The 12,263-nt window shown below is 46.0% G+C and carries 12 protein-coding genes; 7 read left to right on the top strand and 5 right to left on the bottom strand.

What is annotated here, in order from left to right; genetic code table 11:
- Nucleotides 1-6: 6 nt before the first annotated feature.
- Complete coding sequence (locus QUE66_RS00955; RefSeq protein WP_286223881.1) at nucleotides 7-957, top strand: squalene/phytoene synthase family protein; 951 nt, start codon at nucleotides 7-9, stop codon at nucleotides 955-957.
- On the opposite strand, the gene QUE66_RS00950 is transcribed toward QUE66_RS00955, so the two are convergent.
- The gene (locus QUE66_RS00950; protein ID WP_286223880.1) at nucleotides 954-1,460 is read right to left on the bottom strand and encodes a methylated-DNA--[protein]-cysteine S-methyltransferase; all 507 of its coding nucleotides are present in this window, start codon (nucleotides 1,458-1,460) and stop codon (nucleotides 954-956) included. The two genes, QUE66_RS00955 and QUE66_RS00950, sit on opposite strands and share 4 nt — an antisense overlap.
- Nucleotides 1,461-1,557: 97 nt before the next feature.
- On the opposite strand from QUE66_RS00950, the gene QUE66_RS00945 reads away from it, so the two are divergent.
- Genes QUE66_RS00945 through zapD form a run of 6 tightly spaced genes read left to right on the top strand, consistent with a single transcriptional unit; the run spans nucleotide 1,558 to nucleotide 6,886 of the window.
- Complete coding sequence (locus tag QUE66_RS00945) at nucleotides 1,558-2,859, top strand: HlyC/CorC family transporter (RefSeq protein ID WP_286223879.1); 1,302 nt, start codon at nucleotides 1,558-1,560, stop codon at nucleotides 2,857-2,859.
- Nucleotides 2,856-3,956, top strand: coding sequence for a GspE/PulE family protein (locus QUE66_RS00940; protein WP_286223878.1), 1,101 nt, complete (start codon nucleotides 2,856-2,858; stop codon nucleotides 3,954-3,956). Before QUE66_RS00945 ends, QUE66_RS00940 begins: the two co-directional genes overlap by 4 nt.
- On the top strand, nucleotides 3,953-5,011 hold the full coding sequence (locus QUE66_RS00935) for a type II secretion system F family protein (RefSeq protein ID WP_286223877.1): 1,059 nt from the start codon (nucleotides 3,953-3,955) through the stop codon (nucleotides 5,009-5,011). The genes QUE66_RS00940 and QUE66_RS00935 overlap by 4 nt, the downstream gene beginning before the upstream one ends.
- Nucleotides 5,011-5,490, top strand: a complete 480-nt coding sequence (locus tag QUE66_RS00930) for a prepilin peptidase (RefSeq protein ID WP_286223876.1) — start codon at nucleotides 5,011-5,013, stop codon at nucleotides 5,488-5,490. The genes QUE66_RS00935 and QUE66_RS00930 overlap by 1 nt, the downstream gene beginning before the upstream one ends.
- Complete coding sequence (gene coaE, locus QUE66_RS00925; protein WP_286223875.1) at nucleotides 5,457-6,098, top strand: dephospho-CoA kinase; 642 nt, start codon at nucleotides 5,457-5,459, stop codon at nucleotides 6,096-6,098. The genes QUE66_RS00930 and coaE overlap by 34 nt, the downstream gene beginning before the upstream one ends.
- Nucleotides 6,099-6,133: 35 nt before the next feature.
- Nucleotides 6,134-6,886 (top strand): cell division protein ZapD, encoded by a 753-nt coding sequence (gene zapD / locus QUE66_RS00920; protein WP_286223874.1) that lies wholly within the window; start codon nucleotides 6,134-6,136, stop codon nucleotides 6,884-6,886.
- Nucleotides 6,887-6,903: 17 nt separating this feature from the next.
- Here zapD and QUE66_RS00915 read toward each other — a convergent pair whose 3' ends face one another.
- From QUE66_RS00915 to secA, 4 genes are read right to left on the bottom strand one after another with little or no spacing between them, the layout of a single operon-like run.
- Nucleotides 6,904-7,338: an NUDIX domain-containing protein gene (locus tag QUE66_RS00915; RefSeq protein WP_286223873.1), complete on the bottom strand. Its 435-nt coding sequence runs from the start codon at nucleotides 7,336-7,338 to the stop codon at nucleotides 6,904-6,906.
- A 3-nt stretch (nucleotides 7,339-7,341) separates the two neighbouring features.
- Nucleotides 7,342-8,208: an ATP-binding protein gene (locus QUE66_RS00910; RefSeq protein ID WP_286223872.1), complete on the bottom strand. Its 867-nt coding sequence runs from the start codon at nucleotides 8,206-8,208 to the stop codon at nucleotides 7,342-7,344.
- A gap of 30 nt (nucleotides 8,209-8,238) precedes the next feature.
- Complete coding sequence (argJ, locus tag QUE66_RS00905) at nucleotides 8,239-9,465, bottom strand: bifunctional glutamate N-acetyltransferase/amino-acid acetyltransferase ArgJ (RefSeq protein ID WP_286223871.1); 1,227 nt, start codon at nucleotides 9,463-9,465, stop codon at nucleotides 8,239-8,241.
- 27 nt (nucleotides 9,466-9,492) lie between these two features.
- A complete protein-coding gene (secA, locus tag QUE66_RS00900) occupies nucleotides 9,493-12,249 on the bottom strand; it encodes a preprotein translocase subunit SecA (protein WP_286223870.1) in 2,757 nt (918 codons plus the stop codon).
- Between the last annotated feature and the right edge of the window lie 14 nt (nucleotides 12,250-12,263).

Raw genomic sequence — 12,263 nt, 5'->3', positions numbered from 1 at the left:
CCCCGCATGTCCGCTTTATCTGCTGATGAACTTTACCAACGCTCGATTCTTGAATCAGTATCTAGAACGTTTGCGCTGACCATTCCGTTATTACCCCCAAATCTAGAAAAGGTGGTTGGTAATACCTATTTACTCTGTCGCATTGTCGATACGATTGAAGATGCATCCTGCATGGATGCAATGACCAAACAAGATTTGTCAGCCAGTTTTGTTAAAACGGTTCTGGGCGAACAAAATCCTAAACAATTTACCGATCAATGCGCAATCGCTCTAGCAGAGCATAACAATCTAGATGAAAAAGATCTAATTCAAAATATTCCTCGGGTATTACGGGTACTCGATAGTTGCGACATACAACAACGCCAAGCGGTTGCTCGTTGTATTCAAATCATGTCAGATGGAATGAGCTATTTTCATACCCGTCAAAATCCTCGCGGCTTGGAGAGCTTATCTGAGTTTGAAAAGTATTGTTATGTGGTTGCTGGGGTCGTTGGTGAAATGCTAACCACCGTATTTGCCTTACATTCGCCAGCTTTTGCAAAAGCGATTTCACAAAACGAGCACTTAGCAATTTCGTTTGGTCAAGCCCTGCAAATGACCAATATTCTCAAAGACTCTCCGGAAGACCGAGCGCGCGGTGTTTCATGGAAGCCAATTGGGATCAGTGAGACGGATTTACTGGTGATCGCTCACCAAAAACTTGAAGATGCTCTTCATTACATTCATTGCATTCCAAAGTCAGAGCTCGGAATTCGGCGCTTTTGCTTTCTTGCCTTTGGCCTAGCTGTGCTAACCCTTAAACAAATTGCACTGCGTCATCACGGCCATATATCAATCGAAGCAAAATTAACTCGGTCGCAAGTGAGTCGCTTTTATGTCTTTACCAAACTTGCCGTTCACAGTGACTGGCTGATGGACATCTTTTTCAGAATCCAAGCTAGGTCCCTGAAGGCTTAATCCCTGATGGCATTTTCATGGCCTAATAGCCATTCTTTAATTCTTAAATAGGGTCCGTTAGCCTCGCCCACAAACCCACCAATACCTGCTTTTGATAGGACGCGATGGCAGGGAATAATTAGCGGATAGTAATTCGCGGCGCAAGCGCCACCAACTGCTCTAGGGCCTGATTTAACCTGAGTGGCGAGTTCGCCATAAGTCATAGTTTGTCCATTCGGAATAGATTGGATGGCGGACCAAACACGTTGTTGAAAAACGCTGCCCTGAGTTTTGATTGGCAAATCAAAGAGAAAATAAGGATCGTCGAAATAAGCCTCTATTTGCTCTTTGGCATCTCTTGCTAACTCATTGAGGGGTCGACTAACTTTGTCTAAATGACTGAGGTATTGAACGTAGCTAATCATTAAGGATGAATCAACGATTTCGGTACGAATTCGCAATCCGCCAAATGGGGCACGCATCACGCAGTACTGAACATGCCCTGTCAAGCTTGACTTTACCAAGAAAAGGTCCTTTCTGACATCAAAATCAATTGATCTTGATAGTCTAAATATTCAGTATTTGCTATATTGCTTATCTGTGCTTTTCTTGAAAGTGTAGATGGATTCGTTTTTTGATTCTTGGCCCCTTTGGGCACAAGCTGCGCTGGTTGTCTTTTTGCTCGCCCTCTCTGGATTTTTCTCGATGGCTGAGACCAGTATGGTGGCAAGCAACCGGCATCGCTTACGCGCGATGGCAAACAGTGGTCATGCTGGCGCTGCTTTAACCCAAAAACTACTGAAGCGCATTGATACCCTCTTGTCTGTTTTGTTGATTGTCAACAATCTAATCAATACCATTTTGCCAATTTTGGTCACTGGTATTGCGCTGCATTTATTTGGCACTAATGGACTAGTGATTTCAATCGCTACTCTAACCGTCGCGTTTTTAATCATCATCTTTAGTGAAATTACTCCTAAGGTCATTGGTGCCGCATTTGCAGAAAAGATATCGGCCAATATTGGTTGGGTAATTTACCCTCTGACAATCTTATTGAAACCCCTGCTATGGGTTGTGAACTCTTTTGTTTCAGGGTTAATGGGCCTCATGGGTTTAAACCGAAAAGAGGCAGCATTGCAAACGATGAGTACTGAAGAACTCAGAAGTCTTGTTCTGGAATCAAGTCACTTTATTTCAAATCAGCATCGCAGTATCTTGCTCAATCTATTTAATCTTGAAAATATCTCGGTCGATGATGTAATGACACCCCGAGCCAAGATGGAGATATTGGATTTATCGCGACCCATCGACGAGGTCATTGGGCAACTGGAAACCTGCTACCACAACAAATTACCCGTATGCGAAGGGGATCCCGAAAAAATTATCGGTATCCTTTCGGTTAAAAAAGCGCTTTCTTTACTCGGTAACGATGAGCTAAGCCACAGCGACTTTCGAGAACTCTTAAGCGAACCCTACTTCATTCCCGAGGGTACCCCAGTCATGCAACAGATGCAGTTTTTTCAAGAAAATCGGCAGCGCTTGAGTCTGGTGGTGGATGAATACGGCAGTGTTCAGGGCTTATTAACATTTGAAGATATTGTGGAGGAGCTCATCGGCGAGTTCACGACCTCCTTTCCGGGAGTGGTTTCCCAAGACGAATGGTCTGATGATGGCTCTTATTTAGCCAATGGAAGCGCAAATTTGCGCGACCTCAATCGTTTATTAGGATTACAGCTCCCCGTCGATGGGCCCCGAACACTCAATGGACTCATTCTGGAAGAGCTTGAAGAAATTCCGGATCATGACCTCAGTGTCAAGGTTGGGGGGGTGGTGATGGAAATAATTCAATTTGATGATCAAGGGATTAAGACGGTGAAACTACACAAACCGTCGCCCGAAGAGCCAAGTCTATCGGCGCCTTGATTCAAACTGTCTCAAATATCCAGAATCCATCACGCAAGCCACTCGAAGAATCTGATCACCATATCATTCGTCTGTGGCAAGAAATTGCTTTATCTGCTGTTAATGAAGATGCGAGCGATATCCATATCGAAGCACAGCAAAATGCGTGTGTCGTTCGCTTTCGTATTCATGGTGATTTATATCTTTTTAGGTCTTACCCAAAAACAGATCATATTCGATTGATTACTCGCATCAAAATTCTAGCGAAGCTGGATATTGCTGAACAGCGCCTACCGCAAGATGGTCGACTAACAATTAGCAGTGGCGACGTAATGAGTCATGAAATTGATTGCCGGGTCTCCACAATGCCAACTTTGTTTGGTGAAAAGGCGGTCATTCGACTTCTCAGAACAACTAATTCTGAATTAGATATTGACCATATTGGCTTGACTGACTCCCAGCTGGATATTGTCAAACGATGCTTAAATCGGCGGCACGGCTTGATTTTGGTATGCGGCCCAACGGGTAGCGGCAAAACACGAACGCTGTATAGCTTTCTTCATTATCTAAATCAACCCCATCTCAATCTTTGTAGCGTCGAGGACCCAATTGAAATCCGCCTACAAGGGGTAAATCAAATTGCATATCACCCAAAGGCTGGGCTCCATTTCGACGCCATCATTCGCGCCCTCCTACGACAAGATCCTGATGTCATGATGATTGGTGAAATCCGTGATTCAGAAACAGCCAAACTTGCTGTGAGTGCAGCGCAAACGGGTCACTTGGTACTGAGTACCATTCATACCCGCGAAGCTTTGTCGTGCATCGAACGGCTACGAAATTTTGGGGTAGAGCCCCACTCGATCGCACAAAATCTATTATTTGTAAGTTCCCAGCGCTTAGTTCGGTATCGGAACTCACAACAGGGGCGGTTTGCAATTCATGAGGTACTGCCCTTCACTCCCAAGCTCATTGCCGCAATCGAATTAGAATTGACCGCAACGGGACTTGAAGAAGTTGCTATTGCGGATGGGTTTCACTCAATGCGACATCAAGCTGATGCCTTATTCCATCAAGGGTTAATTGACCAATCGGCTTTACTTCATGAACTTCCATGATGATTGGACGCTCTCTTTCTCTTCGCGATCAAATCAACTTTACATACCGGCTTCATAGTATTTTGCAAGCAGGGGTGCCGCTCCTTGAAGCTCTCCATCTGCTAGAGCAGTGCTCCCCCAAGCATTGGAGAGCATTTCTGTCACATACGATCCAAGGACTCAAAAGTGGCCACAGTTTGGCGACCAGCCTTTCTGCAAAGGGTAAATGGTTTAGTCCGATTTGTATTGGCTTAATATCAATTGGTGAGAAAACGGGGGCATTAGAGCAATCGCTTTTTTTAATTCATCAACAATTGCTTGCTAAGGAATCACTTGTTCAGCAAATGAAGCAAGCGCTGACCTACCCTGCAATTACCTTTGCCGCTGCAATGCTAATGGTCATCACCATGTTGTTGTGGGTTATACCCAGCTTTGAAGAGATCTTTCATCACTTTCACGCTGAATTACCCATGAGTACTCAGTTGTTGATTGGTCTTTCGAGAGGTTTGAATGAGCATGCGCTAGTGATTATGGGTGTAATGTTTATGACAGGCGTCGCCGTGCTAATTCTTTGGAGAAAATCAACCTGGTTTCAAAAGTGGTGTGATCGTCATTGCTTTCGTATTCCGATATTTGGGGATTTGATCCGACTATCACATCAAATCACGTGGTGCCAAAACATTGCGCATTTAATGCAATCCGGCCTAAGTCTCTTAGAGTCGATCCGTATTTGTGCACAATCATCCAATCATTGGCTCAGTCATGATTTGAGTGCTAAGTTATTTAAGCAACTTTCCTTAGGTTGGGATCTTGGGCTTGCCATGAAGCGCATTGATCCTAATGGTCGATTCTTTGATTCTGAAACCGTCCAATTGCTTGAAATAGGCGCTCGCACCGGTATGCTCAATACCATGCTAATCAATCGGTCTCGCTCGTTTGAAAATCAGCTAGAGCATCGGTTAGCCATTCTTAGTCAAAGCCTAGAGCCCGTGTTTATTATTTTTCTTGGTCTTCTGGTAGCAGGATTACTCATGACGCTCTACTTACCTATTTTTTCATTAGGCAGAATCATCTGATGTGGCTTGATTTCATCCTTCGAGTCGGTCTCATCCTAATCCTCGTTTATGTGGCATGGATTGATATTCAGCGGTTTTTAATCCCCAATCGATTCACTTACCCAATGATTGCCTTAGGTCTTGTCTTTAATTCCCTCTCGCCATTCCCATGGTGCGAGCCATACTTAGCATGGACCGGTGCCATATTGGGGTATTCACTCCTGTGGATCATTAATCAACTCTACAAAAAAGTTCGCGCACGCCATGGTCTTGGCATGGGGGACGCCAAACTTTTAGCAGGCCTAGGAGCTTGGCTTGGAATCCATAGTGCGTTATGGATATTGGTTCTAGCTGCCTTTTGCGGGATTATTGGGGGCCTCCTTTGGCTCAAGTATCAAAAATTACCGTCTACTCACCCCTTTCCCTTTGGCCCCTTTCTAGCATTTGCTGGCATCATAGAAATACTATGGATAAGTCCACTCGCTCACTCCTTGATTTAAAAGGAAAAGTTCCATTTTTAGGCCTGACCGGAGGTATTGGGTCGGGCAAGTCGAGTGTTGCCTCATTTTTGGCAAAGCGCGGGGCCTGGGTGATCGACACCGATCAAATAGCCCACCAAATAAGCGCCGCCGGGGGGATAGCAGTGGATCTTATTCAAAGCCAATTTGGGCCTGAGTTCATCCTTCCGGATGGATCGCTCAACCGAGCAAAAATGCGTGAGTACGTATTTAAGGATACCGAGTCCAAACGAAAACTGGAAGCCATTACACACCCCCTAATTCGCCAGGAAACCATACTCCAGGCTGAAAATGGCTTAGAAAATCATGCTCCCTACTTGGTATTTGTAGTCCCCCTGCTCCTAGAGTCAGGCACCTGGACCGAGAACCTAGATCATATTGCGGTGGTTGATTGTGAGGAAGAGATCCAAATTCGGCGGGTGATGGAGCGTAGCCAGCTAGACCGCCAGGAAGTGCTGGGCATCATGGCTCATCAGGCAAGCCGGGCTGAGCGCTTGGCAATTGCAGATACCGTGATTCATAACCAAGGGGATCTCGCTAGCCTTGAGGTGGAAGTCGACCGTCTTCATCAAAAAATGCTGGATTTGTAGTTTTTTTGCCAAGGGTCAGCATAAAATAAAACCCTGTGATTATTTACGAATACCCCTTTAATGAACTGGTCCGAAGCATGCTCCGACTGGAGTATTTGTTCGACCGGTTTAATCACTTTGCCCGCTCGGACGACGCCGAACTGCACCATAATGCTTTAACGACTTTGTTTGAGCTAGGCGACATTAGCGCCCGGGGTGATATCAAGTCACTACTCCTTAAAGAATTAGAACGCCAGAAGTTTGCGCTCAACCAACTCAAGAATTCTAAAGAAGTAGATCAAGAAAAGCTGGCATCTACTATGGCCGAGTTAGAGCATGCCAGCGCACAAGTGAATGCGTCTGCAATTAAACCCAATGCGCTCATTGGCGAGAACGAATGGCTTAATGCAATTCGGACACGCTTACATACACCGGGCGGCACTAGTCCAATTGATTTACCAGGTTTTTATGCTTGGCGTCATAGTCCCGCCTCTTCAAGACGCGAGCTCTTACAAAAGTTCATTTACCCTATGCTTCCTTGGCAAGAGGCCTGCCATTTATTTTTACGACTGCTACGCGAGTCGGGGGAAAGCAAAGAAGTTTTAGCTCATCAGGGCTCGTTTCAGCAAGCGCCCTCTGGCAAGGTTTATCAATTAATGCGCATTACCTTAGAGGATCCATCGCTCTTTGCTGAAATTAGTGCTAACAAATATTTGGTATCAATTCGGCTGCTTAAGTGTGAGCAAGATCTTAAGCCTACCCTCATCAATCAAGACATTCCCTTTAAGTTAACGTTCTGCCAATTTTGACCTAGGCAGATTACTGCTTACGTACTTCTCAAATACCAACGAACTTTTTCAATCATCGGCCAAGCAGCTGGCAATAATGGTTTAATCGTTAACTCCGAATTAAATATATTTTGCCAAGATAGCTCTTGATTTTCTAGGCCAACTGGCTCCCCCTCCCAGCGATCAACCAAGCACACATGCAGACGAACATAGGCGTGCGGGTAATCATGTTCGAGCATCATGATTTCCTGACAATGGTTTTTATCCAAATCAATCCGAATGCCAAGCTCTTCATATAACTCACGCTCTAAGGCAGTTGTGATGGATTCATTGACCTCCAGCTTGCCACCCGGAAACTCCCAATAGCCTGCATAGGGTTTGCCACTGGGTCGTTTACCCATCAAAACAAATGATTGATCTTTTAAAAGGATTCCGACAGCGACCTCAACGATCGGCCGGGATTGATTTATCATGGACTACTTTTTGCCGGATTGGGATCCGGCCCAGTGCTTGGCAAACTGCCAAGCCACACGTCCTGAACGTGAGCCACGCTCTAGAGCCCAGACTAAGGCTTCGGGCCGGGCAGCCTCAATCGCTTTATCCGATAGACCAAAGTGCGCTAACCAATGTGCAACGATCGCAAGATATTCCTCTTGCCTTGGTGGATAAAAAGAAAGCCACAAACCAAAACGTTCTGATAAAGAGATTTTCTCTTCAACAACCTCGCCTGGATGAATCTCACCATCGTCGGTATGAACATAAGACTCGTTATCCTTCATGTACTCGGGTAACAAATGACGGCGATTGGAGGTTGCATAAATCAAAATGTTGTCTACTTGCGGAGAAATTGAGCCATCTAGGGCAGACTTCATAGCCTTATATCCAGACTCGCCATCCTCAAAGGACAGATCATCACAAAACACGATAAATCGCTCCGGACGAGCCGCGAGAATCTCGGTGATATCTGGTAAATCAGCCAAGTGATCCTTATCGACCTCCACTAAGCGCAAGCCCTGAGAAGCAAATTGATTGAGGCAGGCCTTAATCAATGAGGACTTACCAGTACCACGCGCACCTGTTAACAAAATATTATTGGCAGGCTTCTTTTCAACAAAATGCCGGGTATTGTCAATAATCGCATCGCGCTGGCGATCAATATGTTTTAAATCTTGAAACGAGATTGGGGATAAGTGCTTGACTGGCTTTAGAAATCCAATTCGTCCAAAAATACTATCGCGACGCTGCCAACGAAACGCCTTAGCGGTTTGCCACTCAGCATCGGTCAATGGCTTCGGTAAAAATGTTTCGAGATGATCTAGAAGGCGATCGAGTTTGTCATTCACAGTTCACGTTCTCGTAATGATAAAACTTGCTTATGAGCGGTAATCAGCATTAATTGAGACATACTCATGCGATAAATCGCAGGTCCAAACCGTCTCCATCGCATCGCCTCTTCCTAAATCAACCGTGACGGTTATTTCTGATTGTTTCATCACGGCTTGACCTTGCTCTTCTTGATAGTTTGGATATCGACCACCATCCTTTGCAACCCAAACATCATCCAACCAGAGTTGGACCTTGCCACTATCAAGATCATCGATTCCAGCATAGCCCACCGCAGCCAAGATCCGACCTAAATTGGGATCGCTTGCAAAAAACGCAGTTTTAACCAAAGGCGAATGTGCAATTGCTTTGGCTACCTGCTTGCACTCAAGGCTATTCTTGCCGCCTTTTACACAAATTGTTATAAATTTAGTGGCACCCTCGCCATCGCGCACAATCAGCTGCGCTAACTGTTGAGAGATAGCAATTAAACCCTTTCGAAATAAACTATACAGCGGATCAGAGCGACTCTGAATGCGGATTGGGGATTGGCCGGTGGCCATCACGATGAAAGAATCATTAGTTGATGTATCGCCATCAATCGTGATTGCGTTAAATGACAGGTTCGCAGCCTCTGCGGTGAGCTCTTGCAGTAAGCCTCGATCAACTTGAACATTCGTCCCCACAAAACCCAGCATAGTCGCCATATTTGGCTGAATCATGCCGGCCCCTTTTGAAATACCCGTGATAACAATAGGTCCCTGCTCGGTATTGATCGTCTGCGAAGCCGCCTTCGGCAGGGTATCGGTGGTCATGATCGCTTGGGCTGCTGCAAACCAATTATCTTCAGATAATTGCGCCACGGCTTGAGGTATCGCAGCCACAATTTTGTCAGCTGGCAGTTGCTCCATGATCACCCCTGTTGAAAAGGGCAATACTTGCTCTGGACTCAGCCCAAACGACTTTGCTAGCACCTCACAGGTCTGAAAGGCTCGACGCAGACCCTCTTCACCAGTCCCTGCATTGGCATTACCGGTGTTCACGATCAATGCCTCAATTGGATTAGCCTCCAATAGATGCTGTTTACATAACTGTACGGGAGCGGCACAAAACCGATTTTGGGTAAATACGCCTGCTACTGCCGAACCGGGAACTAGGCGCATTACCAAAACATCTTTGCGATTTGCCCGCTTAATACCAGCCTGCGCAAACCCAAGGGCCAGCCCAGAAATAGGGCTTAGGGATTTGGGATCAAGGATTGGAAAATTAACAGCCATCGTTAAATTAGAAAGGCAAACCTCAAATTAAGCAATTTTTCCGTGGCAGTGCTTGTATTTCTTACCACTACCGCAATGGCAAGGATCATTTCGACCAATTTTTGGGCCATCACGAACTGGGGCTGGTGCAATTGCATGCTCAACCTGCTCAACAGGGATACTTTCCCCCTCAGCAAACTGGTTATGCTTAAATTGCATCTCTTTTACTTGGCTATCATCAGCGATGGTTTCTGCAGCTTCATCAAGCTCTGAGGCATTTTTAATCTGAACCGTAAACACGGTCTTAATCACATCATTTTTCACCACATCCAAAAGTTCTGCGTAGAGCTCAAATGCCTCACGGCGATACTCTTGCTTTGGATCTTTTTGGGCATAGCCGCGCAAATGAATTCCTTGGCGCAGTCGATCTAAGGCAGCCAAATGCTCTCGCCAGTGAATATCTAAGCTATATAGCATCACCGAACGCTCAAAGCTAGCAAACGACTCACGGCCCGTGAGCTCCTCTTTAGCCTTGTAATTCTTCTTTGCCGCTTCAATCACCCGGGTTACGATTTCTTCGTCATCGACCGTATCAGCATTGGCAATCCACCCTTGAAGATCAACGGTAATTCCCCATTCATTTGCCAAGAGGTGCTCAAGAGCGGGGATATCCCACTGCTCTTCCATCGATTCCACTGGGACGTAATTGCGGACAATTGCTGTAAAAACGTCTTCGCATAAATTGGCAATCAGGTCACCAATATCTTTACTTTCAAGAATCTGATTGCGAAGTCGATAGGTCTCTTTGCGTTGATCGTTAGCGACATCATCGTATTCGAGCAGTTGTTTACGAATATCAAAGTTACGTCCTTCTACTTTGCGCTGAGCAGATTCAATTGAGCGCGTTACCATTCCCGCCTCAATCGGCTCGCCTTCGGGCATCTTTAAGCGATCCATTACAGCACGTAAACGATCACCTGCAAAAATACGCAATAAAGGATCGTCTAACGAGAGATAGAAACGCGATGAACCAGGATCGCCTTGACGTCCGGCACGTCCACGCAGCTGATTATCGATGCGGCGACTTTCATGTCGTTCAGTACCAATAATATGCAGACCACCAGCATTGACGACTGCATCATGCAGTCCCTGCCATTCGTCCTTTAACTGCTGAATCCGTTTTGCTTTTTCAGCATCACTAAGGGACTCATCGGCTTCAATGAGGAGTGATTGCCGCTCGACATTTCCACCTAAAACAATATCGGTTCCACGACCAGCCATATTGGTGGCAATGGTAATCATCTTGGGTCGACCCGCTTGAGCAATAATTTCTGCCTCACGCGCATGTTGCTTTGCATTGAGAACCTGATGAGAAAGCTTTTCTTTATCGAGTAATTTAGAAATCAGCTCCGAGTTCTCAATGGAAGTAGTGCCTACAAGAACTGGCTGACCTCGTTCATAACATTCTTTAATGTCTTTAGTGACTGCTGCGTAGCGCTCGGGCGAGGTCTTATAAATTTGATCTTGCCGATCCAGTCGACGGCTGGGTCGATTGGGGGGAATCACCACCGTTTCAAGTCCGTAGATCTCTTTGAACTCGTAGGCTTCGGTATCTGCCGTTCCGGTCATGCCAGCCAATTTTTGATACATCCGGAAGTAGTTCTGGAAGGTAATGGTGGCAAGCGTTTGGTTCTCGTTCTGAATCCCCACCTTCTCTTTCGCCTCAACCGCTTGATGCAAGCCGTCCGACCAACGTCTACCCTGCATTAAGCGGCCCGTGAACTCATCCACGATGATGACCTCACCCCCCTGAACCACGTAGTGTTGATCGCGGTGATACAAAGAGTGTGCGCGCAGGGCTGCATAGAGGTGATGCATCAAATTGATATTTTGCGGGGCATAAAGGGAGTCGCCCTCTTTCAATAAACCAATTTGGGTCAGGATTTGTTCTGCTTTTTCATGGCCACGCTCAGTCAAATAGACCTGATGGGATTTCTCATCGACCCAGTAATCGCCTGGTTTAATCACGCCCGAACCATCGGATTTTTCTTCTCCCACCTGCGGATCAAGATGCGCAGGCAATGCATTCATCTTGATATATAAATCAGTATGGTCTTCAGCCTGCCCCGAAATAATAAGTGGGGTCCGAGCTTCGTCAATCAGAATCGAATCAACCTCGTCAACAATTGCATAGGAGAGGCCGCGCTGTACCCGCTGCGCCACATCCTGAACCATGTTGTCACGCAAATAATCAAAGCCAAACTCATTATTAGTTCCATACGTGATATCAGCGGCATAGGCTTTTTGCTTGGCCTCATGATTCATTTGCGACAAATTAATACCAACGGTCAGTCCTAAAAAAGTGTAGAGCTTAGACATCCACTCGGCATCCCGTTCTGCCAAGTAATCATTCACCGTCACCACATGAACACCCTTACCTGAGAGTGCATTTAAGTAAACCGCCAAGGTTGCGGTTAGGGTTTTACCTTCACCTGTACCCATTTCAGCGATTTTTCCCTGATGAAGGGCCAAGGCTCCCATGATTTGAACGTCAAAATGACGCATTTTCATGACCCGTACGCTGGCTTCACGGACCACTGCAAATGCTTCAGCGGCAAGGTCATCCAAAGCCTCACCGGCGGCAATCCGTTGCTTAAATTCGGCAGTTTTCGCTTGTAAGGCAAAATCATCCAAAGCCTGGAGATTGGCCTCAAGGGCATTTACCTTAGAAACGACCTTGCGGTATTGCTTGAGAAGGCGGTCATTGCTGCTACCAACCAGTGTTTTAATAAGACCAAGTACCATAGGAATCTAGAAAA

The sequence above is a fragment of the Polynucleobacter sp. HIN6 genome (assembly GCF_030297575.1).
GTDB lineage: Bacteria > Pseudomonadota > Gammaproteobacteria > Burkholderiales > Burkholderiaceae > Polynucleobacter.
Note: the sequence above shows the minus strand (reverse complement) of the source record. Positions and strands in the feature narration are given on the sequence as shown.